The sequence below is a fragment of the Ornithinimicrobium carbonis genome, assembly GCF_050703245.1.
Lineage (GTDB): Bacteria > Actinomycetota > Actinomycetes > Actinomycetales > Dermatophilaceae > Ornithinicoccus.
On the sequence record NZ_CP192647.1, the window covers coordinates 3,701,756 to 3,723,119 of the forward strand.

General features: G+C 74.4%; 23 protein-coding genes and 3 pseudogenes. 9 read left to right on the forward strand and 17 right to left on the reverse strand.

The genetic code is table 11. From position 1 onward, the window contains the following. Window positions 1–22: 22 nt before the first annotated feature. Window positions 23–673, reverse strand: coding sequence for a hypothetical protein (locus tag ACQ95T_RS18550; RefSeq protein WP_431473271.1), 651 nt, complete (start codon window positions 671–673; stop codon window positions 23–25). Between the two features lie 44 nt (window positions 674–717). Between ACQ95T_RS18550 and ACQ95T_RS18555 the strand changes: the two genes are divergently transcribed. The 3 genes and pseudogenes from ACQ95T_RS18555 to ACQ95T_RS18565 all read left to right on the forward strand — a co-directional run bounded on the left by ACQ95T_RS18555 (window position 718) and on the right by ACQ95T_RS18565 (window position 1,870). Continuing rightward, window positions 718–1,242 (forward strand): aminotransferase class I/II-fold pyridoxal phosphate-dependent enzyme, encoded by a 525-nt coding sequence (locus tag ACQ95T_RS18555; RefSeq protein ID WP_431473272.1) that lies wholly within the window; start codon window positions 718–720, stop codon window positions 1,240–1,242. Then, window positions 1,236–1,382: pseudogene (locus tag ACQ95T_RS18560) on the forward strand (aminotransferase class I/II-fold pyridoxal phosphate-dependent enzyme); the annotation flags it as partial. The gene ACQ95T_RS18555 and the pseudogene ACQ95T_RS18560, both read left to right, overlap by 7 nt. A gap of 41 nt (window positions 1,383–1,423) precedes the next feature. Next, window positions 1,424–1,870, forward strand: a complete 447-nt coding sequence (locus ACQ95T_RS18565; RefSeq protein ID WP_431473925.1) for a hypothetical protein — start codon at window positions 1,424–1,426, stop codon at window positions 1,868–1,870. Between the two features lie 83 nt (window positions 1,871–1,953). On the opposite strand, the gene ACQ95T_RS18570 is transcribed toward ACQ95T_RS18565, so the two are convergent. Together ACQ95T_RS18570 and ACQ95T_RS18575 are read right to left on the reverse strand one after the other, a co-directional pair. Then, entirely contained in the window at window positions 1,954–2,343 is a 390-nt protein-coding gene (locus ACQ95T_RS18570) for an SRPBCC family protein (RefSeq protein WP_425942499.1), read from the reverse strand. Between the two features lie 48 nt (window positions 2,344–2,391). Further along, a complete protein-coding gene (locus ACQ95T_RS18575) occupies window positions 2,392–3,453 on the reverse strand; it encodes a hypothetical protein (protein ID WP_431473273.1) in 1,062 nt (353 codons plus the stop codon). A 120-nt stretch (window positions 3,454–3,573) separates the two neighbouring features. Between ACQ95T_RS18575 and ACQ95T_RS18580 the strand changes: the two genes are divergently transcribed. Further along, window positions 3,574–4,611: a saccharopine dehydrogenase gene (locus ACQ95T_RS18580; RefSeq protein WP_425942501.1), complete on the forward strand. Its 1,038-nt coding sequence runs from the start codon at window positions 3,574–3,576 to the stop codon at window positions 4,609–4,611. A gap of 65 nt (window positions 4,612–4,676) precedes the next feature. On the opposite strand, the gene ACQ95T_RS18585 is transcribed toward ACQ95T_RS18580, so the two are convergent. The 10 genes and pseudogenes from ACQ95T_RS18585 to ACQ95T_RS18630 form a co-directional block, all read right to left on the reverse strand. Further along, on the reverse strand, window positions 4,677–5,051 hold the full coding sequence (locus ACQ95T_RS18585) for a PIN domain-containing protein (RefSeq protein ID WP_431473274.1): 375 nt from the start codon (window positions 5,049–5,051) through the stop codon (window positions 4,677–4,679). A gap of 26 nt (window positions 5,052–5,077) precedes the next feature. Beyond that, window positions 5,078–5,200, reverse strand: coding sequence for a hypothetical protein (locus ACQ95T_RS18590; protein WP_431473926.1), 123 nt, complete (start codon window positions 5,198–5,200; stop codon window positions 5,078–5,080). 59 nt (window positions 5,201–5,259) lie between these two features. Then, window positions 5,260–5,325: pseudogene (locus ACQ95T_RS18595) on the reverse strand (AbrB/MazE/SpoVT family DNA-binding domain-containing protein); the annotation flags it as partial. Window positions 5,326–5,360: 35 nt separating this feature from the next. Continuing rightward, the gene (locus tag ACQ95T_RS18600; RefSeq protein ID WP_425942504.1) at window positions 5,361–6,596 is read right to left on the reverse strand and encodes an acyl-CoA dehydrogenase family protein; all 1,236 of its coding nucleotides are present in this window, start codon (window positions 6,594–6,596) and stop codon (window positions 5,361–5,363) included. Between the two features lie 97 nt (window positions 6,597–6,693). After that, on the reverse strand, window positions 6,694–7,500 hold the full coding sequence (locus ACQ95T_RS18605; protein WP_425942505.1) for a PIG-L family deacetylase: 807 nt from the start codon (window positions 7,498–7,500) through the stop codon (window positions 6,694–6,696). 154 nt (window positions 7,501–7,654) lie between these two features. Continuing rightward, a pseudogene (locus ACQ95T_RS18610) lies at window positions 7,655–9,399 on the reverse strand (AMP-binding protein). A 40-nt stretch (window positions 9,400–9,439) separates the two neighbouring features. After that, window positions 9,440–10,054: a hypothetical protein gene (locus tag ACQ95T_RS18615; protein ID WP_425942507.1), complete on the reverse strand. Its 615-nt coding sequence runs from the start codon at window positions 10,052–10,054 to the stop codon at window positions 9,440–9,442. A gap of 200 nt (window positions 10,055–10,254) precedes the next feature. Further along, window positions 10,255–10,974, reverse strand: coding sequence for a matrixin family metalloprotease (locus ACQ95T_RS18620; RefSeq protein WP_425943310.1), 720 nt, complete (start codon window positions 10,972–10,974; stop codon window positions 10,255–10,257). Window positions 10,975–11,273: 299 nt separating this feature from the next. After that, window positions 11,274–11,945: an FMN reductase gene (locus ACQ95T_RS18625; protein WP_425943311.1), complete on the reverse strand. Its 672-nt coding sequence runs from the start codon at window positions 11,943–11,945 to the stop codon at window positions 11,274–11,276. Window positions 11,946–12,011: 66 nt separating this feature from the next. Then, window positions 12,012–13,154 (reverse strand): LLM class flavin-dependent oxidoreductase, encoded by a 1,143-nt coding sequence (locus ACQ95T_RS18630; RefSeq protein ID WP_425943312.1) that lies wholly within the window; start codon window positions 13,152–13,154, stop codon window positions 12,012–12,014. A gap of 138 nt (window positions 13,155–13,292) precedes the next feature. Here ACQ95T_RS18630 and ACQ95T_RS18635 point away from each other — a divergent pair, with 138 nt between their 5' ends. Beyond that, complete coding sequence (locus tag ACQ95T_RS18635; protein ID WP_431473275.1) at window positions 13,293–13,892, forward strand: rhomboid family intramembrane serine protease; 600 nt, start codon at window positions 13,293–13,295, stop codon at window positions 13,890–13,892. Window positions 13,893–13,959: 67 nt separating this feature from the next. Here the strand turns inward: ACQ95T_RS18635 and ACQ95T_RS18640 are convergent, their stop codons facing one another. The 3 genes from ACQ95T_RS18640 to ACQ95T_RS18650 all read right to left on the reverse strand — a co-directional run bounded on the left by ACQ95T_RS18640 (window position 13,960) and on the right by ACQ95T_RS18650 (window position 16,213). After that, the gene (locus tag ACQ95T_RS18640; protein WP_431473276.1) at window positions 13,960–14,754 is read right to left on the reverse strand and encodes an NAD-dependent epimerase/dehydratase family protein; all 795 of its coding nucleotides are present in this window, start codon (window positions 14,752–14,754) and stop codon (window positions 13,960–13,962) included. Between the two features lie 143 nt (window positions 14,755–14,897). Further along, window positions 14,898–15,737: an SDR family NAD(P)-dependent oxidoreductase gene (locus ACQ95T_RS18645; protein WP_425943315.1), complete on the reverse strand. Its 840-nt coding sequence runs from the start codon at window positions 15,735–15,737 to the stop codon at window positions 14,898–14,900. Then, complete coding sequence (locus ACQ95T_RS18650) at window positions 15,734–16,213, reverse strand: ankyrin repeat domain-containing protein (protein ID WP_425943316.1); 480 nt, start codon at window positions 16,211–16,213, stop codon at window positions 15,734–15,736. The genes ACQ95T_RS18645 and ACQ95T_RS18650 overlap by 4 nt, the downstream gene beginning before the upstream one ends. Window positions 16,214–16,300: 87 nt before the next feature. Between ACQ95T_RS18650 and ACQ95T_RS18655 the strand changes: the two genes are divergently transcribed. From ACQ95T_RS18655 to ACQ95T_RS18670, 4 genes are all read left to right on the forward strand, one after another. Further along, on the forward strand, window positions 16,301–16,750 hold the full coding sequence (locus ACQ95T_RS18655) for a HEAT repeat domain-containing protein (protein ID WP_431473277.1): 450 nt from the start codon (window positions 16,301–16,303) through the stop codon (window positions 16,748–16,750). Window positions 16,751–16,782: 32 nt separating this feature from the next. Further along, window positions 16,783–17,085 (forward strand): HEAT repeat domain-containing protein, encoded by a 303-nt coding sequence (locus tag ACQ95T_RS18660; protein WP_431473278.1) that lies wholly within the window; start codon window positions 16,783–16,785, stop codon window positions 17,083–17,085. Window positions 17,086–17,179: 94 nt separating this feature from the next. Continuing rightward, window positions 17,180–18,964, forward strand: a complete 1,785-nt coding sequence (locus ACQ95T_RS18665; RefSeq protein ID WP_431473279.1) for a choice-of-anchor I family protein — start codon at window positions 17,180–17,182, stop codon at window positions 18,962–18,964. A gap of 124 nt (window positions 18,965–19,088) precedes the next feature. Next, entirely contained in the window at window positions 19,089–20,297 is a 1,209-nt protein-coding gene (locus tag ACQ95T_RS18670; RefSeq protein WP_425943319.1) for an AAA family ATPase, read from the forward strand. 66 nt (window positions 20,298–20,363) lie between these two features. On the opposite strand, the gene ACQ95T_RS18675 is transcribed toward ACQ95T_RS18670, so the two are convergent. Next, window positions 20,364–21,194 carry an SGNH/GDSL hydrolase family protein gene (locus ACQ95T_RS18675; RefSeq protein ID WP_425943320.1) on the reverse strand — a complete coding sequence of 277 codons (831 nt, stop codon included), beginning with the start codon at window positions 21,192–21,194 and terminating at the stop codon, window positions 20,364–20,366. Window positions 21,195–21,364: the final 170 nt, after the last annotated feature.

Below are 21,364 nucleotides of genomic sequence, written 5' to 3' on the forward strand. Positions count from 1 at the left end.
GGCCGGTGCGCTGGTGCGCCGTTCACTCCCGGATCGTGGTCACGACCTCGGTCAGCGTCGGCCGTCGCGGTGTCGAGGAGAACCCGAACCGGGCCGGCGGGTCGACCGCGGTCAGCGTGCCCAGGTCGACGCCGTCGAGCCGGGCGGTCACGGCGGTGACGGCCCGCAGGTCGGTCGCGCCGTAGTACTCGCGTCGCCCCTGTCCCGCGCTGCCGCGGGTGCGCACCCCCCCCCGCAGGACGACCCGGGCCACCGGGTCGGTCACCGTCGACAGGAGCGGGCTGGCCGCGACCCTGCGGGGTATGCCGCGCAGCAGCCACCCGAGCGCCGTGCGCCGGCCGAGGTGGGCGGCGAGGGCCAGGGAGGGCATGCTGACGCGGACCGTTGCGCCCGGTCCGCCTCCCCCCTCCACCGGTGCGGCACGGGAGACGTCGACGAGGTCGACCTCGACCGGTTCGATCCGGGTCTCGTCAAAGGTGTAGGTGCCGGTCACGAAGTCGGCCACCTCCTGGGTCGGGGCCAGCAGGAGCCGGTGGCCGTCGGCCCGCTCGACCATGACGTCGGCGAAGGAACCCAGCGGCGAGTCGTCCCAGACCCCGACGACGAGCCGCACCCCGCTGGTGGTGCCGACCCCGAGGATCCGGCCGGTGAAGGTCCAGGTGCGCGACGCCATACCCCCATCCTGTCGCTCCTGGTTGGGCCTGGCAGGCTGGGGTGATGGGAGCACCGTTCGACCTGACCCTGGAGGAGATGCGGGAGCACCGCAGCGCGAAGTGGAGCCGGGTGGCCCCAGACGTGTTGCCTGCCTGGACCGCGGAGATGGACGTGCGCACGGCACCGGCGGTCGCGCAGGCGCTGCACGCCGCGGTCGACCTGTCCGACTTCGGCTACGCCGGGCACCCGCGACCCGTGGTGGAGGCCTTCGCCGGGTTCGCGCGGGACGCCTGGGGGTGGGACCCGGTGGCCGACGGCGGGAGCGTGCGGGTGATGGCCGACGTCGGGGTGGGGGTCCAGGAGGTCCTGCGCGCGGTCACCTCGCCGGGCGACCGGGTCGTGCTGAACCCGCCGGTCTACCTCAGCTTCTACCCGTGGCTGGCGGGGCTGGGCCTGGTCGCCGAGGACGTGCCGATGCTCGACCAGGACCGCGGGGGACGGCTGGACCTGGAGGGGATCGAGCGGTCGTTGGCCGGGGGGACGAGAGTCGTCCTGCTGTGCTCGCCGCACACCCGCTCGGCATGGTGACCCCCCGGGAGGACCTGGCCGCGCTGGCCGGGCTGGCGAAGGCCCACGGGGCGCTGGTGGTCTCCGACGAGATCCACGCCCCGCTCGTGCATCCGGGCAGCGAGCGACCGTTCGTGCCCTTCCTCACCGTCTCCGACGCCGCGCGCGAGGTCGGCGTCGCGCTCCACTCCCCCTCGAAGGCGTGGAACCTCGCCGGGCTCTCAAGCTCGCCGTGGGGGTGGTGGCCGACCGCGCGCGCTGGCCGGAGTCGATGCCCGGCGGGCTGGACTGGGGCGCGGGGATCCTCGGGCAGTACGCCGCGGTGGCGGCCTGGACGGACGGGCGCGACTGGCTGGAGGTCGTGCGTCGGGAGATCGAGGAGCGCGTGGGCGAGCTGGAGCCGTTGCTGGCCGAGCACCTGCCCGGGGTGCGCTACCACCGGCCGTCGGCGAGCTACCTCGCGTGGCTGGACTGCCGCGGGCTCGGCCTCGGTGACGACCCGGCGGCGGCGTTCCTGGAGCGGGGACGGGTGCTGCTGTCCTCGGGACCGGCGTTCGGGCCCGGCGGGGCGGGCTTCGCCCGGCTCAACATCGGGACCTCGCCGGAGCTGATGGCCGAGGCGGTCCGACGGATGGCGCTGGCGGTCTGAACCTGGGCGCGTCGCCGTGAGGTCGACCGTCGTGGCGTCGGCCGCCCGGCCGCGTGGCGCATGGCGGCAGGCCGTCCGGTGGGTCAGCCCTCCACCAGGCGCTTGAGCCGGTCCAGGTCGTCCTCGACCATGCGGACGTCCCGCTCGAACTCCTCGTCGCTCAGGTCGAGCTGCCGCAGGGTGAAGAGCACCTCGGCCCCCTCCGGGTGCGGCAGGACCCTCATCGGGTTGTGGACGGTGGCCCCGGACGGGAGCGTCACGTCGTGGTCGAGCACCCCGAGCTCGTTGCGGGCGGCGAACCGGACCCTGACCCGACCCATCGGGGAGTGCACCACCAGGGCGTCCCCCTCGCGCTCGGCCTGCCCCCCGGCCAGACCGGCGGCCCACCGGGGCAGGGTGTCAGGGTCAGCGGCGACGTCGTAGACGTCCTGCGGGGCCCGGTGCACGATCCGGCTCAGGTGACGGCTGCGCATGGGGCCAGCATGGCCGGGTCCCCTCGCTCCCGGCAAGAGGGGGCCGGATCAGGGGCAGGGGATGGCGCCCAGGCGGGCCAGCCCGGCCAGGTCCCCCGGGCCGAGGTCGGTCTGGCCGGTGTTGACCGCGTTCATCAGCTCCCCGGGGGCCTCGACGTGGCCCAGGCCGAGCACGTGGGCCAGCTCGTGGTCGAGCACCGCCGCGTGGGCCTCCGGTGTGGGGAGGTCGTCGGCGTCGAGGACCACCTGTCCGGAGGCGTTCCACGACAGGCCGTCCGGGAAGGTGACGACGGTGGGGCCGCCGAAGCCGGCGCTGGTGCCCGCGAGCGCCGGGACCTCGTCGGACGTGGCCCAGGCGACCAGGACCGGCTCCCCACGGCCGCGGCCGCGGACGTCGTCGGACCAGGTGCGGTCGGTCTCCCCGACCAGCTCCAGCTGCAGGCCGCTCGCGTCCGTGAGCCGCTCCAGGGAGGCGCGGACCAACGCGTCGTAGCCCTCCGGCGCACCCGAGGGGTTGACCGCCACCTCGACCGGCCCGCACGGGGAGAACCCGACCGGGTCGTCGGTCCCGGGCTGGGTCGTGAGGAACGCGTGGTCCCCCCCGGGTCCCGGCTGCACCGCCGGCAGCAGACGCTCGCCTCGCGGTGGTTCCCAGCCTCCGGCGAAGCGACCAGCACGCCACACGACGTCGGGCGGGAGGTCGTCCCGCCCGCCCGGAGCAGGGACCGGCGGAGCGTCCCCCTGCCCGTCGGGGTCCGGCATGCCGAGGACCTCACGCCCCGTCCCCTCCGCCCAGGTCCACACCGTCGAGGCCCGGTCCGGGTAGGCGTAGGCGAGAGCCACGCCGCCCAGACCGAGGACCAGCAGAAGCTTCGGCCAGGACCGTCGTCGGCGGCGCACCGGGCGGCGCGTCGGCACCGGGTCGAGCACCGAGACCGGAGGGGCGCCGTCGGGTGAGTGGTAGCGCCACGCGGTGGTGTCACGGGCGAGGGAGTGGCCCGGCGGGGTCCCGCCCAGGCCGAACCTCCGGTCCCACTCGTCGAGCTCGGCGAGCCGCCGCCGCAGCTCCGCCGCCCTCCGACGACGGGCGGCGGCCTCGAACATCCCCATGGCAGGACATGGTGCCCCATGCTCCTGAACCCCCGCCGGTCGGCGGCCCCGCCGACCCCGGCCGACCGACACCGGAGCGCAAGTTGGGGACCGCCGGTCCCACTCCATACCCTTGCCTCCATGACCCGTCCCCACCTGTGGATCCGCGCCGAGTCCCGCCCGACCGAGCAGCGCGTCCCCATCGTCCCCGCCGACGCCGCCCGGCTCATCGCCGACGGCTTCACCGTCACGGTCGAGGAGTCGCCGACCCGGATCGTGCCGATCGAGGAGTACGTCGAGGTGGGCTGCTCCGTCGCGCCCTTCGGGTCCTGGGTGGACGCCCCGGAGGGGGCCGTGGTGGTGGGGATCAAGGAACTGCCGGAGGACCCCTCCGACCTGCAGCACACGCACGTGTTCTTCGCGCACGCCTACAAGGGGCAGGAGGGTGCCGAGGAGGTGCTCGACCGCTTCCGCCGCGGCGGCGGTGAGCTGCTCGACGTCGAGTACCTCACCGTCGACGGCAAGCGGGTCGTGGCATTCGGCTTCTGGGCCGGCTACGTCGGGGCCGCGCTGGCCGTGCTGCGCCACCGCGGGCTGCTCCAGGGTGGCGTCGGCCCGATGACCCGCGCGGACCTGGACGAGCGGCTTCGCAGCAGCACCCCCGAGGAGCCGGAGCGCGCGATGGTCATTGGCTCCCGCGGACGGTCCGGCACCGGGGCCGTCGAGGCGCTGGCCGTGGCCGGCTGCGCCTTGACCCGGTGGGACCGGGCCGACACCCTGGTCCTGAACAAGCCGGCGCTGCTCGACCAGGACATTCTCGTCAACTGCGTGGTCAGCGTCGGCAAGGGGGACGCCTTCGTCACCGCCGAGGACGTGACCACCCCGGAGCGTCGCCTGCGGGTCGTCGGGGACGTGACCTGCGACGTCACGTCCGAGGCGAACAAGCTCCCGGTCAACACCGAGATCACCACCTGGGACGAGCCGGTGCGCCGGTTCGGCGGCGACGACCACCCGCTCGACGTCATCGCGATCGACAACCTGCCCTCGCTGCTGCCCCGGGAGTCCTCGGAGACCTTCAGCGCCGAGCTGACCCCGCTGCTGCCGGACCTGGCCGACCGGTCCGGCCCGTGGGCGGCCAGCCTGGACTGGTTCCGCAGGCACGTGCACGACGCGTCCTGAGCTCCCCCCGCCTACCCGGTCAGGGCGGCGTGACGGTCTGAGGACGGTCCCAGTCGGGCCTTCCGTCAGAGCAGTCGGACGCGGACGCCCACGGCCTCGTACGCGGGCAGGGCACGACGGTCGAGCGTGAGGAGCGTGCGGTCGTGCTCCCTGGCGGTCATGCCCACGAGACCGTCGTAGACCGCACCCCCCGTGATCCCCGCTGCGGCCAGGGCGACCACGGTCTCGAGGTGCCCGTCGCCGGGGAGCGTCAACGTCGATCCCGTGACCCGCTGCAGGGCTGCCAGCACCGCGGCCGGCGCCATCCGGTGCGGAGCCGGCAGGCGGGTGAGGACGCTGTAGGTCTCCAGCAGCACGTGGGCGGGGAGGTCGAGCTCGGCACCGCCCAGACCTCGCAGAGCCTGCCGATGCCGCTCGTGGAACGGCAGGAACGCGGGCACCAGGACGCTGGTGTCGCACGACGGCCTCACCGGCGGGTGGCCTCGAGCACGTCGCGCACCGTCTCGGTGGTCAGCGGGGGGAGCTCGTGGTCGGGCACCAGCACCGGAAACCCGTCCTCCTCCTGCAGCGTGACGGGGGTGGAGGCCACCTCGATCTCGAGCCGTCCGTCCGTGTGAGGACAATGTCCACGTGCTGACCGGGCCTCAGGTGCATGGCGTCCCGCAGCGCCTTCGGCACCACGATGCGGCCAGCGGCGTCGATGGTCGTCCTCATGGCAGAAAAATACCATCAGGCCTGCCACGGCAGGTCTACGTGAAGGCGCTCAGCCCCGTCACCGCCCGGCCGACCAGCAACGACTGCACCGTCCGGCTGCCCTCGTAGGTGTAGACGGCCTCCAGGTCGGCGAAGTGCCGTCCGACGTGGTGGTCGAGCAGGATCCCGTTGCCGCCCAGCAGGTCCCGGGCGGTGGCGACGACCTCCCGGGCCGCCGTGGTGGTGTGCAGCTTGGCCATCGCCGCCTGTTCGAGGGTGCACCGGCCCTGCTCCTCCAGCTGCAACATCCGGGTGCACATCAGCTGCATCGAGGTGATGAGCGTGACCATCCGCGCCAGGGCATCCTGGACCAGCTGGTTGGCAGCCAGCGGGCGACCGAACTGCTCGCGGCGCAGCGCATAGGTCAGGGCTCCCTCGTACGCCCCCACCGCGTGGCCCAGCGCCTCCCAGGCCACCGTCTGCCGCGACCGCGCCAGCACCCGGTTGGTGTCCTCGAACGTCCGCGCCTGCGCCAACCGGTTCTCCACCGGCACGCGCACGCCGTCGAGGCGGATGTGCGCCTGCCAGACCCCCCGGTTGCTGATCTTGCCCTCGATGACCCGGGCGTCCCAGCCGTCGGCCTGCTGGGGCGCCTCGACGACGAACCCTCCGACGTTCCCGTCGTCATCCCTCGCCCACACCACCGCGAGGTCGCACACCGACCCGTTGCCGATCCACCGCTTGGCCCCGTCGAGCACCCAGTCGTTCCCGTCCCGCCGGGCGGTCGTCTCCAGGCTGACCACGTCCGACCCGTGGGTGGGCTCCGTGAGGGCGACGGCACCGAGCAGCTCGACCCGGGCCATCGCCGGCAGCCAGCGCTCCCTCTGCTCCTGCGACCCCAGCAGGTGCACCGACGTCATCGCCAGGCCGGAGTGCACCGCGTTGAGCGTGGCGACCGACCCGTCCCCGCGGGCCAGCTCTGCGCACATCATCCCCTCGGCCAGCGGGGAGACCCCCGCGCACCCGTACCCCTCGATCGAGGACCCCGCCACGTGCGTGGCGGCATACCCCGGGAGCAGCTCGCGCGGGAAGCGCGCCGCCTCCCAGAACTCCGCGGCCCGCGGAACGACCTCCTCGTCGCACCAGCGGCGCACCCCGTCGCGCAGCTCCCGCTCCCGGTGGGTCAGCAGCTCGTCCAGGCCGTAGAAGTCGGTACCCAGGGCCCGGCCGAGGTCGCTCCCGTCGGGCAGCTCGCGCGCGGACTCCGGCATCGGGGCGGGGGGCTCGTCCATCCTGCGAGGGTATGCAGCCGCGCCGGCCCCCGCGACCGGGCGTCGGGGGGCGGGGCGGGGGGGGGGCGGCGACGAGGCGGTGGGCTCGAACCGCGGCTCAGCCGTCGAGCAGCGGGTGCCCGTCGACGACGCCGGCGGGGCGGCCCTCCTCGATGTACCACTCGTCGCCGAAGACCATCGCGAACTGCTCCTCCGGCATGCCCAGCATCCAGCCGACGTCCTCCTGGGAGGCGTGCGCGGCGAGGGCGGTGCGCTTGGCCGCCATCACCGGCCGCACGTCGACGTGCCAGTGCAGGTCCGACTCCGGCGAACCGATGGGGTTGCCGTCGTCGGCCGGCAGGTCCGGGTCCCAGTCCTGCCCCTCCTCCCCGGCCAGCCCCGCCTCCTTCGCCGCGAGGTAGAGACGCCGCATCGCGTCGCGGTTCATGGTGGCCTGCAGGAGGCGGGGGCGACGGGCGGCGAGGTCGGCCGCCCGGTGCACCACGTGGTGGACCTTGACGTGGTCCGGATGGCCGTAGCCACCGTGCCAGTCGTAGCCGACGACCACGTCGGCGTCCTCCTCGTCGAGGATGGCGGCCAGCCGACCGGCGGCCTCGTCGGTGTCCGCCGCGTGGAAGGCGCGCTCCCCGACGTTCTGCTCCCAGCCGGTCATGCCCGAGTCGGCGTAGCCCAGCCAGGCGACCCGGGCGGTGCCCAGCACCTCGGCGGACGCGGCGGCCTCGGCCCGGCGCCGGTCGACGACGGTCTCGCCCTCGACCAGGTCGGCGGGCACCGTCCCGTGGTCTCCGTCGGTGGCGTAGACGCACACGACCCGGTGGCCGGCGTCGGCCGCCAGCCGCATCGTGCCCGCGGTCTGCGAGGCCTCGTCGTCGGGATGGGCGTGGAGGAGGACGATGGTGGTCACGAGCGACCATTGTGCCCGGCGCCGGGCCGGCGGGCCGCCCGGTGACGGACAGACGGCTCGCCGGTGACGGGCAGAGGGCCGGCCCGGCGCCGGGCAGGCGCCTCGCCCGGGCGCGCGCCGGGGCCGGCGCGCGCCGGCGGGCGGCCTCTGCGGTTCAGCCCCTCAGCTCGGGGAAGTCGCTGTCGCGGAACTCGTGCTCGAGGCCCACGTGGCCGGTCGGCCCGACCGCCGAGGCGCCGGCGGCCAGCTCGTTCTCCCGCGCCCGCAGCTCGACCCGCCGGATCTTGCCGGAGATCGTCTTGGGCAGCTCGTAGAACTCGATCCGTCGCACCCGCTGCCACGGGGCCAGGTGCTCGCGGGCGTGCCGCAGGATCGACAGGGCGGTCTCCCGCGTCGGCTCGTGGCCGTCGACGAGCGCGACGTAGGCCTTGGGCACCGCCAGGCGCACCTCGTCCGGCGCCGGCACGACCGCCGCCTCGGCCACCGCCGGGTGCTCGATGAGGACCGACTCCAGCTCGAAGGGGCTGATCTTGTAGTCGCTGGCCTTGAACACGTCGTCGGTGCGGCCGACGTAGGTGACCATGCCGTTCGCGTCCCGCTCGGCGACGTCGCCGGTGTGGTAGAAACCGCCGGCCATCGCCTCGGCGTTGCGGGCGTCGTCGCCCTGGTAGCCGGTCATCAGCGCGACCGGCGCGGCCGCCAGGTCGAGGCAGATCTCCCCCTCGCCCGCGGCCCCTGCACCACCTCGCCCGTGTCCGGGGAGACGAGCACGGAGGGGACGCCCGGGAGCGGCATACCCATCGATCCGGGCTTGACCCGCTCCCCGGGGCAGTTGCCGATCTGGGCGGTGGTCTCGGTCTGCCCGTAGCCGTCGCGCAGGGTCAGCCCCCACTGCCGCTGCACCTGGGCGATGACCTCGGGGTTGAGCGGCTCCCCCGCGCCGATGACCTCCCGCAGCGCACCCGGACCGCCGGAGAGGTCGGCGTTGATGAGCATCCGCCACACGGTCGGCGGCGCGCAGAACGTCGTGACCCGGTGCGCCCGGAGGACCTTCAGCAGCGCCGCGGCGTCGAACCGCGCGTAGTTGAAGACCAGGATGGTCGCCTCGGCGATCCACGGGGCGAAGAAGCAGCTCCAGGCGTGCTTGGCCCAGCCGGGGCTGGAGATGTTCAGGTGCACGTCGCCGGGGCGCACGCCGAGCCAGTACATCGTCGACAGGTGGCCCACGGGGTAGCTGACCTGCGTGTGCTCCACGAGCTTGGGCCGGTTGGTCGTGCCGGAGGTGAAGTAGAGCAGCAGGCGGTCGTCCGCCCGGGTGCCCGGGTGCTCGGCCGGCGGGACCGAGGTCCGGTATGCCGTGCGCAGGTCGGTCCACCCGTCCACCTCCCCGATGCTGAGGCGCACGTAGTCGCCCGGGACCTCCTCGAACTTGGGGGTGTCGGCGGGGTTGGCGACGACCGCCCGTGCCTGGCCGCGCTCGACCCGGTCGCGCAGGTCGGCCGGTCCGACCGCGGTGGTGGTCGGCATGACGACGGCGCCGAGCTTCATCACCCCGAGCATCGTGTCCCACAGCTCGACCTGGTTGCCGAGCATGACCATGACGCTGTCTCCCCTCGAGACGCCCTGCGCCGCAAGAAGGGCGGCGACCTGGTCGGAGCGGGTGGCGACCTCGTCGAAGGTCAGCGTCAGCTCGGACAGGTCCTCCTCGACGATCGTCAGGGCCGGCCGGTCGTTGCCGCGGGCGACCGCGTCGAACCAGTCGACCGCCCAGCTGAAGGTCTGTCCCACGTCCGGGTAGCGGAACTGCGCCCGGGCCCGCTCCGGCTGGCCGTGCAGGGAGAGCAGGAGGTCGCGGGCCTCGCGGTAGCGGTCGGTGCTGGTGGGGGACGTCGTCGTCATGCCTCCATGCCTACCACCCGGGACCGCCCCGGCGCGGAGGTCAGGCCCAGCGGGAGAAGACGCGCTGCAGCTCGCCGGCGTGGCGGGCCGGCACGTAGGCCACCGTCATCGAGCGTCCGTGGCGCACGTAGGCGGGGCGATGGCCGGCCCCGGCCACGGCCGCGAACAGCTCGGGCATCACGACCGGGTCGGCCCGGTCGTGGTCCCGCCGCGGGTGGATCTCCCGCGTGACCTCGTCGAAGGTGAAGCGGACCACCCAACGGCCCCGCTCCTCGTCGACACCGCCCTCCACCTCGTCGAGCAGGTGGGTCGTGCCGGCCGCGTCCGCGAGCTTGCGCACGAGGTCGGGGTAGGACTCCGGGCCCACGAGGTGGTCCAGGTCGATCGTCGTCACGTGCGGGTGCCTGGTCAGCGACCCGTCCTGGTCGCGGGCCATCACCTGCAGGACGGCCACGTAGGGGTGCAGCTTGATCCACCCCACCGCGTCCGGGTCGTCGGCGATGTCCTGGGTGCTGACGCCGTCCTGCGCCTCCAGCCCCAGCCGGGCCAGCGTCCCGAGCTGCTCACCTACCGAGGGCCGGACCGGCGGCGGCACGGGCGTGGGGGGCTCCTCGCTGCTGTCGTTGCCACGGGTGAACATCTCGAAGGCGCCCATACCCTCAGCCTGCCACGGGTCGGGGTCGGCGGCAACGGATCCGCGCGGCCTGTGACGTGCACGACAGCGCAGGTCACCGCACGTCCAGGGGTTCGCCGTGCCCCATGGACCGGGGTATGCCGTGTCCCCGTCACGGAGCGGCGCCGTGCAGTCGTCCGTGGCCCTGATGGGGGCCACGGACGACTGCACGAGACGGCAGGTCAGGAGCAGGCGGCCTCGCGCAGGGCCGCCAGCCCGGCGAGATCGCCCTCCCCCAGCTCGACCTGCCCCTCGTTGCGTGCGGCCATCAGCTGGGTCGGGTCCTCGCTGTGCCCCAGCCCCAGCACGTGCACCAGCTCGTGGACCAGGACCGCCTCGGGCTCGGTGCGGGAGAACCACCCACCGTTCTCCTCGGTGTCGACGACCACCATCCCGCCGACGGCCCGGCCGCCACCGCCCGGCCCGGCGAGGTAGCTGGACCCGCCGATCCCCGCCACCGGGCCGGCGAGCGCCGACACCTCCTCCTCGTCGGCCCAGCCCACGAGCACCGGGCCGTAGCCACGGTCCTCGAAGTTTCTGTCGTCGGTCTCGCCGACCACCTCGAGCGTGAACCCGCTGGCGGTCGAGAGCCGGTCGACCGCGGAGGCGACGAGGTCGGCATACCCCTCCGGGGCCCCCTCGGGGTTGACGACGATCTCGACGGGCTCGTCGCAGGGCCACGTCAGGGGGGCTCCGCTGCCGGTCGTCTGCAGGAAGGTGTACCCCTCCCCGCCGGAGCCCGGCTCGCCGTGGAGCGGGTCGACGGCGGCGTCGCGCAGGTCGCTCAGCTGCAGGGCGGGGGAAGCCACGACGGTCCCGACGATCACCGCGCCCACGACGACGAGGGTGCCCAGCACCCCGCCGCAGGAGCTCCCGCGGCCCCGTTCCGTCCTCGAGGTCACGGACCCAGTGTGCGGGACGGGTCTGTCAGCGACCTGGGACACGAGCCCGTGGGGACCGCGACCCGTCGTCGCGGGCGGTCAGATGCTGGCGTCGCGTTCGAGGCAGCGAAAACCTGTGCGATCGGGGGTTATTTCCCTCGATCGCACGGCTTTGCGCTGCATCGTCGGGTGCCGGGGGCCGGGCCGTAGACCGGGCCGTCCAACGGACCGGACCGTGCCAGTGGCCGAGCCGCGCGTGAGGGCCGGGCCGTCCCAGGGGCCCGGGCCGGCCGGGTCGCCGCCGCGCCCTCTCCCCTCGCCTACTGCCCCAGGCCGCCGAGGATCGTCTCGAAGTCGGTCACGTCCTGGTCGACGGTGGTGCCGGAGCGTCGGCGGCGGGGCGCGGCCAGGTCGTCCTCCCGGGGGACGAAGCCGGCCACCGACCCGCTCTCGGCGACGACCAGCGCGGCCAGCTCCGAGGCCGCACGGGCGATCCGCCGGCCCAGCTCGTCGCCCTCGCCACCGCCGAAGTCCTCGGTGGCGGCGAACACACCGGTGGGGACGACGACCGCCCGCAGGTAGGTGAACAGCGGCCGCAGCGCGTGGTCCAGGACGAGCTGGTGGCGCGAGGTGCCCGCGGTGGCGGCGACGATCACGGGGACGCCGTTGAGGGCGTCGGTGCCGAGGACGTCGACGAACATCTTGAACAGCCCGGAGTAGCTGGCGGTGAACACCGGCGTCACGGCGACGACCCCGTCCGCGGCGGCCACGAGGTCACGGGCCTGGGAGACCCGGCCCACCGGCATGCCCCCGGTGGTCATGGTGGTGGCCAGGTCCTGGGCGAGCTCGCGCAGCTCGACGACGTCCACGTGCGCGCTCTCACCCCGGGCGGTGATCTGCGTGGTGACCGCGTCGGCGATGCGGTCGGCGAGCAGCCGGGTGGAGGAGGGGGTGGACAGTCCGGCGGTGACGACGACGATGCGACGGGTCATGGCACTCCTCGGGGGTATGGCGTGGGGCAGGTCCCGGGACCGCCGGCGGTCGGCGGTCCCGGCGGGTCAGCTGGCCCGGGCGGCGGCGCGGTCCGCGGCGGACCGGGCCGGGGCGACCAGGTGGTGCGGCGCCTGCGGCCCGTCGGCGACGAGCGAGGCGTGCGTGGGCGGGTCGCTGGGGACGTGCGCCGGGCGACGGGCCTCGAACTCGCGCCGCAGGACCGGGACGACCTCACGGCCCAGGATCTCGACCTGCTCGAGGACGACCTCGAGCGGCAGGCCGGCGTGGTCCATGAGGAAGAGCTGGCGCTGGTAGTCCCCGACGGCGTCGGCGAAGCCGAGGGTGCGCTCGACCACCATCTCCGGCGTGCCGACCGTCAGCGGCGTGGCCCGGGTGAACTCCTCCAGGCTCGGGCCGTGGCCGTAGACGGGCGCGTTGTCGAAGTAGGGCCGGAAGGCGCGCTTGGCCTCCGCCTCGGTCCCGGCCATGAACGCCTGGCCGCCGAGACCCACGACCGCCTGGTCGGCCGAGCCGTGGCCGTAGTGCTCGAACCGACGACGGTAGAGGCCCACCATCTGGGCGGTGTGCTCGATGTTCCAGAAGATGTTGTTGTGGAAGAACCCGTCGCCGTAGTAGGCGGCCTGCTCGGCGATCTCGGTCGAGCGGATCGACCCGTGCCACACGAACGGCGGGGTGCCGTCGAGCGGGCGCGGGGTGGAGGTGAAGCCCTGCAGCGGCGTGCGGAACTTGCCCTGCCAGTCCACGACCTCCTCGCGCCACAGCCGACGCAGCAGGTGGTAGTTCTCCACGGCCAGCGCCAGGCCCTGGCGGATTTCCTTGCCGAACCACGGGTAGACCGGGCCGGTGTTGCCGCGGCCCATCATCAGGTCGACCCGGCCGCCCGAGAGGTGCTGCAGGAAGGCGTAGTCCTCGGCGATGCGCACCGGGTCGGTGGTGGTGATCAGGGTGGTCGCGGTGGAGAGCAGGAGCCGATCGGTCTGCGCGGCGATGTAGGCCAGGTGCGTGGTGGGCGCGGACGGCACGAACGGCGGGTTGTGGTGCTGCCCGGTCGCGAAGACGTCGAGACCGACCTCCTCGGCCTTGAGCGCGATCGCGGTCATCGCCTGGATGCGCTCGTGCTCGCTCGGCGTGCGGCCGGTGGTGGGGTCGGGCGTGACGTCCCCGACGCTGAACAGACCGAACTGCATGGCTCACCTCTCGTTGCTTGATGTGTCAATCATTCTAACGCGAGGCGCGCCGCGCTCATTCCCCCTGGCCGCGCTCACCTCATACCCCTGGCCGGCGCGACGGCATACCCCCGCCTCCTGCCCTGGCACGATGGGGAGGTGACCTCCCGCGCCCCCGCCCGACCCGGCTCGCCCACCTGGGGACGGCGGCTGCTGCCCGTGCTCCTCCTCGTGGCGCTCATGTGGACCGTCGAGGTCGTGGACCTGGTGCTCCCGCTGCCGCTGGACCAGTTCGGGATCCGTCCGCGCGACACCGGGCACGTGGCGGGGATCGTGCTCAGCCCGTTCCTGCACCTGGGCTTCGGGCACCTGATGACCAACACGGTCTCGCTGCTCCTGCTCGGCGGCCTGCTTGCCCTGACCACCCGGCACCTGTGGCTGGTGACCGCCGGCGTCGTGCTGGTCGGCGGCCTGGGGGTGTGGCTGCTGGGCGGTCCGGGCACGGTGCACATCGGGGCGAGCGGGGTGGTCTACGGGTATGCCGCGTTCCTGGCGGTCTACGGGTTCGTCTCCCGCCACCTGTGGCGGGGGCTCGTCGGCGTGCGTCTCGTGGTCGTGCTCTACGGGTCGATGCTGTGGGGCGTGCTGCCGCTGCGCGAGGGGGTCTCCTGGCAGGCGCACCTCTTCGGCGCGCTGGCGGGGGTGGCGCTGGCGGTGTGGCTGGGCCGGCAGGACCGGGCGGCCCTCCGGCGGCGCTGAGCGGACGGGGCTGCGCGACCGGCGGCTCGCAGGACCGGAGCACGCGCGTGCGGACGAGGTCCTCGCCCTACGCCTCCGGCCAGGAGTCGGGCGTGTGCTCGCCCCCGGGCACGACGCGCTCCTCCTCGCCGGCCACCGCGTGCCAGCTGTCCTGCGGGCGGTAGCCCAGCTCCAGCATCGCGTCGGTGAGGTCCCACCGACGGTTGTGGTTGTCGGAGACGGCGTAGTAGATCCCGAACCGGGTCGGCGCCTCGACCGCACGCTGCAGCGCCTGGGCCGCGTCCCCGGGGCTGAGCCACATGGCCCGCACGATGTCCTGGTCGGCCGCCCCGTAGTCGTCGCCGCTGACCCAGCCGATCCGCAGCGCGATCACGTCCAGCCCGTGCTCCTCGTGGTAGAACCGCCCGAGCACCTCGCCGACGACCTTGGACACGCCGTAGAGCGAGTCCGGCCGTGGCGGCTGAGAGTTGTAGACGGGCCACTGCTCGTCCCGGTCGTACATCCCCATCGCGTGGTTGGACGAGGCGAGCACGACCCGGCGCACCCCGGCCAGGCGGGCCGCCTCCAGGACCGTCCTCGTGCCGACGACGTTGAGGTCCAGGACGATCTCCCACGGTGAGTCCGGGGCGGCCGCACCGGCCAGGTGGACGACCGTATCCACCCCGTCGAAGGCCCGCCCGCACGCCTCGAGGTCGCGGACGTCCAGCTCCTGCACGGGCGGGGCGGCGTCGGGGTCCGCGTCGGCGTCGGTGAGCACGAGCTCCCACTCGCCGCGGGTGCGCTCGAGCAGGATCGGCAGGGAGTCGCCGGCGAGGGTGCCGCCGGCGCCGGTGACGAGGACACGGCGAGGGCTCGGAGTCATGGGACCACGGTAGGGGGGTGGCATGCGCTCGTCCGGGACGGGCGGGCGCGGCCCGCCGTGGGACGCCGCTGTCGTGTCACATCGGTCACCGGGACGACCGATGTGACACGACAGCCGGGTACATCTGTGCGGAGCGGCCTCTCCTACCTCAGGTGGCTGGCCCCGTTGAAGTCCAGCACCGCCCCGGAGGCCCAGCGGGACCACGGGTCGGCGAGCGCGACGACCGCGTCGGCGACCTCCTCGGGGGTGGCGACCCGGTCGAACGGGCTCTGGGCCCTGATCGCCGCGCCCTGCTCCCCGGCAAGGGCGTACCCGGCCATCTCGGTCGCGATGAACCCGGGCGCGATCCCGAGCACGGCGATCCCGTGCGGTGCCAGCCGGACCGCCATCGACTGCCCCAGGCTGTGCAGCCCGGCCTTGCTGGCGCCGTAGGCGGGGATGTCCGGCTCGCCCCGGTACGCGCCCCGGCTGCCCACGTCCACGATCCGCCCGGTCGGCAGCCCCTCGCCCGGCGGCACGTCGATCATGTGCCGCGCCACCTGCCAGATCAGGTGGGCCGGCCCGAGCAGGTTCGTCGCCAGGGTGCGCTCCCAGACCGCGACCCAGTCGGGGTATGACGTCTCCTCGAGCGGGTGCGTCCCGCGCCGTCCGCGTCCCTCCTCGGGAGCGACGATCATCGCCGCGTTGTTGACGAGGACGTCGATCCGTCCGAGCAGGCCGACGGCCTCGGTGGCCAGCCGCTCGACGGCGGCCGGGTCGCCCAGGTCGGCCCGCACCAGGCCGTGACCCTCGCCGGGCAGCGAGGCCAGCACCTCCCGGGCCAGGTCCTCGCTGCCGTGGTAGTGGACGACGACCCGGTCGCCGCGGGCGGCGAAGGCCCGGGCGGTGGCCGCGCCCACGCCGCGGGAGGACCCGGTGACCAGCACGCCCCGCGGCGGCGGCCTGTCTCTCTCCACGGAACGGTCCCGGGGAGGCGCGCTCACGGCATACCTCCGCGGTCCAGGAGGTCGGAGCGGCCGAACAGCTTCGCGGTCTCGCTGGCGGTCGGCGTCCCCGTGTCCGGGTCGGCCCCCGCGGCCAGGAGCACGCCGACGACCTCGTCCTCCCCCTTGAACACCGCTCCGGCCAGGGGAGACTGCCCGCGGTCGTTGAGCCGGCCGACGTCGGCCCCCCGCTCGGCCAGCTGCCGCACGAGGTCCGGGTGGCCGTGGTAGGCGGCGAGCATGAGCAGCGTGTTGCCGTCCGGGTCGGTGAGGTCGACCGGGGCGCCGGCGTCGACGTACGCGGTCAGCTGCTCGGTGCGCCCGTTCCGGGCCAGGTCGAACAGGGCGTGCGCGAGGTCGACGGCCTCCGGGGAGGGACCCGAGGACGCGCCTTCCCCCGCCGCTTCCTCCCCCGGCGGACCGTCCCCCGGCGGACCGTCCGGGCCTGGGGGCTGCGCGCTGGGGTCCGTGGGCATGGCTCGCTCCTCGTCGCGGGTCGCCGCAGCCCGTCGGGCAGCGGCCGGCACACCCCAGCGTATCCACCGCCGGGTAGCCTGCCGCGGGTGGACGACCGGACCCAGGACCTGCGGGAGGCGCTGCGCGCGGCGCTGCACGAGGACCCGAGCGTGCGGCAGGAGGCCGCGATCCGGCTGGGCACCCTCGCCGGTCCCGCGACCGCCGGGGAGCTCGTCGCCCTGCTGGTCTCCGAGCCGGACTTCTTCGTGCGGGAGAGCCTGACCTGGGCGGTGGTGCGCCAGTCCGAGGCCGCCCTGCCGCACCTGCTCCGCGCCCTGGAGGGCGGGGCACCCTCCCGGGTCCAGGTGCTGCACGCGCTCAGCAAGATCCAGGACCCCTCGGCGGTCGAGCGGATCCTGCCTCTGGCCGACGACCCGGACCCGGCCGTGGCCGCCAAGGCCTGGTGGGCCCTGGGCCGCACGGGGACGTCCGAGGCCGTGCCCGCTCTCATGGCCCACCTCGGTGACCCGGACGAGGCCGCCGGCACGAGCTGCTGACCCGGGCCCTGGAGCAGCTGGGCGCGCCGGCCGTGCCCGAGCTGGCGGCCCGCCTGCGCGCCGGCGACCCCGTCCAACGGCGGCACGCGGCCGAGGTGCTCATGGTGGTCGGCGACCCCGACGCCCGGCCCGCGGTGGACGCCCTCGTCCACGCCGTCGAGCACGACGACAAGGAGGTCGCCCTGGTGGCCGTGGAGGCGCTGGCCCGGCTCGAGGTGCCCGAGGTCGACGAGGCCCTCCGGCGGCTGCGCGGCTCCGCGGACCGCTGGCTGGCGATCATCGCCGACTGGTTGCTCTCCGACCGGGCCGAGAGGCGGCAGGGCGGGCCGGGCTGAGGAACGCCGGCCCGACCCACTCACCACCTGATCGACCCGTACCGTTCATCCCGACGTCACCCCGGGGCCGCCCACCCTTCCTAGCGTCCTCGACATGACCACTTCCACCCGCACCCGCGCCCTGCCCGCCACCGTCCGCTCGGCGGTCGTCCTCTCCCTCGCCGGCGGCCTCGCTGCCGCCCCGGCCGTCGCCGGGGTGGTGCCCGAGCCCGTCCGCCACTCGGCACCGGACTCCGCCTTCACCCTCGATCCGGTCGGCAGCTTCGAGACCGGCGTCTTCGACGGGTCCGCCGCCGAGATCGTCGCCTGGTACGCCGCCGGCCAGCGCACCCTGGTCGTCAACGCACAGACCGGCACCGTCGACGTCCTCGACGCCGCCGACCCCACCAGCCCCGTCAAGGTCGCCGAGATCTCCGCCGTCGGTGTCGTCGCCGCCGACGAATCGAGCATCCCGGGGGGCACCGTCGCCAACTCCGTCGCGGTGCGCCCCGACGGGCTCGCGGTCGTGGCCCTGGAGGCACCGCAGAAGACCGACGACGGCTGGCTGCTCGTCGTGGACGTGCGGCGGGAGGAGCCGGTGGTCCTCGGTGCCTACCGCGTGGGTGCGCTGCCCGACATGGTCGCGCTGACCCCCCGCGGGGACCGGGCGCTCGTCGTCGCGAACGAGGGCGAGCCGACGGGCGACTACAGCCTCGACCCCGAGGGCTCGGTGTCGGTGGTCAGGCTGCCGAAGCAGCTGACCGACCGCGGCCGCTCCGCCCAGCACGGGACGGCCGCGATCACGCAGGGTGACGTGGCCACCGCCGACTTCCACGCCTTCGAGGGCGACGCGCTTCCCGCAGGTGTCCGTGTCTTCGGTGGCCGGGAGGACGCCGGCACCGGCACCCCGGCGTCCCCCGTCTCGGAGAACCTGGAGCCGGAGTACGTCACCGTCTCCGACGACGGCCGCACCGCGTGGGTGTCCCTGCAGGAGGCCAACGCCCTGGCCGTCCTCGACGTCCGCGCCGCCACGGTCACCGACCTGCTGCCGCTGGGGACGGTGGACCGGCGGGAGGTCGCCTTCGACCCTTCCGACCGCGACGGCGGGACCAACCTCGACACCTGGCCGGTGCAGGGCCTCCGCCTGCCGGATGCGATCGACTCCTACCGGGTGCGCGGCACCGACTACGTCGTCACCGCGAACGAGGGGGACGCCCGCGACTACGACGCCTACTCCGAGGAGGCGCGCGTCAAGGACCTGGGCCGGGACGGCATACCCCCCGTCTGCGACGCCGTCGCCGAGGAGGCGGGCATGACGGTGGCGGAGCTGCAGGCCGACGAGAACCTCGGTCGCCTCAACATCACCCTCGCCCAGGGCCTCGACGTCGAGGCCGGTTGCTACGCCGAGCTGTTCACCTACGGCACGCGCAGCTTCTCGATCTTCGACGGCGCCGGAACCCTGGTCTTCGACTCCGGCTCCCAGCTCGAGGAGATCGTCGCCGAGGCGGTCCCGGACTTCTTCAACTCCAACCACTCCGAGACCAACCTCGAGGGCCGCTCCGACGACAAGGGACCCGAGCCCGAGGGCGTCGTCCTCGGCGAGGTCGCCGGACGGACCTACGCGTTCATCGGCCTGGAGAGGACCGGCGGCGTCATGGTCTACGACGTCACCGAACCCGCAGAGGCGTCCTTCGTCACCTACGTGAACAACCGGGACTTCTCGGTGTCCGTCGAGGACGCCGACAACGTCGACGTGGCACTGGCCGCCGCCGGTGACCTCGGGGCCGAGGGCCTGGCCTTCGTCCCGGCCTCGGAGTCCCCCACCGGCGCACCTCTGGTCGTCGTGGGCAACGAGGTGTCCGGCACGACCACCTTCTTCGAGGTCACCGACCTGCGCTGAGGTCGGGACCGGGTCGAGCCCGGCGAACGACTGCACGGGTCGTTCGACCCGAGCGCCCGGTCCGGCCGCATGACCCGTCCACTCGTTCGTCCGCCTGTCGGACCCGGCTCGTAGCGTGGGGTCCGTGTACAGCACCGTGGCGATCGGCGGCTACCGCTCCCTGCGCGACGTCCGCCTGCCGTTGGGCCGGCTGACCGTCGTCACGGGGGCCAACGGCTCGGGCAAGTCCAGCGTCTACCGGGCGCTGCGCCTGCTGGCCGACTGCGGCGGCGGGCAGGTCGTCGGGTCGCTGGCCCGCGAGGGCGGGCTCGGCTCGGCCCTGTGGGCCGGTCCGGAGACCCTCGGCGGCGCCCGACGGGGGTATGCCGTGGAGGGCACCGTGCGCAAGGGCCGGATCTCCCTCCTGCTGGGGGTCGGTGGCGACGAGCTGTCCTACCTCGTGGACCTCGGCATCCCGGTGCAGGGCGGGTCGGCCTTCGACCGCGATCCGGAGGTCAAGCGGGAGGCGGTGTGGACCGGGCCGGTGATGCGACCCTCCACCCTGCTGGCCCGCCGCAGGCACCACCGGGTCGAGGTCCGCGACGACGCTGGCAGCTGGGTCCAGGCCCCGGTGAGCGTGCAGGCCTGGTCGAGCATGCTCACCGAGGTCGTCGACCCGGTGGCCGCACCCGAGCTGTGGGCGGTGCGCGAGCAGCTGCGCTCCTGGCGCTTCTACGACGGGTTCCGGGTCGACCTGGGCAGCCCCGCCCGCCAGCCCCAGGTCGGCACCCGCACCTGGGCCCTGGCCGACGACGGCGCCGACCTGGCCGCGGCGCTGCAGACGATCGCCGAGGACGGAAGGTCGGGCCTGGACGAGGCGGTCGCGGACGCCTTCGACGGAGCCCGGCTCGAGGTCGCCGTCCAGGACGGGCTGTTCGACGTCCGGCTGCACCAGCCGGGGATGCTGCGCCCGTTGCGCACGGCCGAGCTGTCGGACGGAACCCTGCGCTACCTGCTGTGGCTCGCGGCCCTGCTCACCCCGGTCCCGCCCCGCCTGATGGCGCTCAACGAGCCGGAGACCAGCCTGCACCCCTCCCTGCTGCCCGCCCTGGCCCGGCTCGTCGCCACCGCGTCCGGGCGCACCCAGGTGGTCGTGGTCACCCACTCCGAGGTCCTCGTCGAGGAGCTGGCCCGGGCCCTGACCGTGGACGGGCAGGACCCGCGCGACCTGGAGCCGGAGCCCGGCGAGGTGCCGCCCCTGCGGCTCGTCGAGCTGGCCAAGGACCTCGGCGAGACGCGGGTGGAGGGACAGGGGGTGCTCACCACGCCACCCTGGGAGTGGGGCAGCCGGTAGGGGAGCCGAGGCTGCCAGGGGAGCCCGGTCTCACCAGGGGCCCCCTCCGCGACCAGGCCCCGGTCGCTACCGGGCAGGCCCGTCGGCCAGGTCCACCGGCCGCAGCTCCGGACGTTTGCCCGTGCGGCCGTCGCCGGAGCTGCGACCGCGCAGCCGACGCCCGACCCAGGGGCCCAGGTGCCCGGAGGCCCACTCCCGGTGCTCCCGGATGGTCTCGACCCGTCCGCGCGGCGGGAGCGGGACGGGCGGGTCGGTCCACCCCTCCTCCTCGACGGGCAGCCCCAGCGTCCAGAGCACCTGGGCCGCGACCCGCTCGTGACCCTGCGAGCTGAGGTGGATGCGGTCCTGCGCGTACATCGCAGGGTCTCGCAGCGCCCGAAGCGTGTAGATGTCCACGACGAACGCCCCGGTCCGCTGACCGATGGCCCACAGCTCGGCGTTGTGCTCGACCAGCCGGGGCGTGATCCGGCTGACGACCGGTATCCAGGACACGTTGGCCGAGGTGAAGAGCAGCACGTCGGCCCCGGTGGACCGCAGCTCCTGCACCGCCCCCTCGAGCCTGGCCATGACCGACGGGATCGAGACCCGCGGGCGCAGCACGTCGTTGCCGCCCGCCGACAGGCTCACCAGGTCCGGCCGCAGCTCCAGCGCCGCCGGCAGCTGCTCGGCCAGCACGGCGTCGATGCGTCGCCCCCGGACCGCCAGGTTGGCGTACCGCAGGTCGACCCCCTCGCGCGCGTTGCGGGCCGCCAGCGTCACGGCCACCCGGTCGGCCCAGCCCACGTGCTCCCCCGGCCGGGTCGGGTCCTCGTCGGCCAGCCCCTCGGTGAAGGAGTCGCCCACGGCGACGAACCTGCGCCAGAAGCGCGGCTGGGGCGGATCGGGACGGACGGGCACGGCGCCAGGGTATGCCGCGCCTCCCCCGCGGAGCGCGACAGCACCCCCCGCGCGCGCCGCCCGGCCCCCGGTCCCCGGTGACCGCGCGTCTCGGCATACCCCTCGGCGCGCGACCGCACACCCCCTGGGCGCGCGACGGCACACCTCCTCGGCGCGCGACGGCACACCGC

Coding starts and splice junctions, on each gene's coding strand:
- ACQ95T_RS18550 (WP_431473271.1), bottom strand. CDS start 673: ATGGCGTCGCGCACCTGGACCTTCACCGGCCGGATCCTCGGGGTCGGC.
- ACQ95T_RS18555 (WP_431473272.1), top strand. CDS start 718: ATGGGAGCACCGTTCGACCTGACCCTGGAGGAGATGCGGGAGCACCGC.
- ACQ95T_RS18570 (WP_425942499.1), bottom strand. CDS start 2,343: ATGCGCAGCCGTCACCTGAGCCGGATCGTGCACCGGGCCCCGCAGGAC.
- ACQ95T_RS18575 (WP_431473273.1), bottom strand. CDS start 3,453: ATGGGGATGTTCGAGGCCGCCGCCCGTCGTCGGAGGGCGGCGGAGCTG.
- ACQ95T_RS18580 (WP_425942501.1), top strand. CDS start 3,574: ATGACCCGTCCCCACCTGTGGATCCGCGCCGAGTCCCGCCCGACCGAG.
- ACQ95T_RS18600 (WP_425942504.1), bottom strand. CDS start 6,596: ATGGACGAGCCCCCCGCCCCGATGCCGGAGTCCGCGCGCGAGCTGCCC.
- ACQ95T_RS18615 (WP_425942507.1), bottom strand. CDS start 10,054: ATGGGCGCCTTCGAGATGTTCACCCGTGGCAACGACAGCAGCGAGGAG.
- ACQ95T_RS18625 (WP_425943311.1), bottom strand. CDS start 11,945: ATGACCCGTCGCATCGTCGTCGTCACCGCCGGACTGTCCACCCCCTCC.
- ACQ95T_RS18630 (WP_425943312.1), bottom strand. CDS start 13,154: ATGCAGTTCGGTCTGTTCAGCGTCGGGGACGTCACGCCCGACCCCACC.
- ACQ95T_RS18640 (WP_431473276.1), bottom strand. CDS start 14,754: ATGACTCCGAGCCCTCGCCGTGTCCTCGTCACCGGCGCCGGCGGCACC.
- ACQ95T_RS18650 (WP_425943316.1), bottom strand. CDS start 16,213: ATGCCCACGGACCCCAGCGCGCAGCCCCCAGGCCCGGACGGTCCGCCG.
- ACQ95T_RS18665 (WP_431473279.1), top strand. CDS start 17,180: ATGACCACTTCCACCCGCACCCGCGCCCTGCCCGCCACCGTCCGCTCG.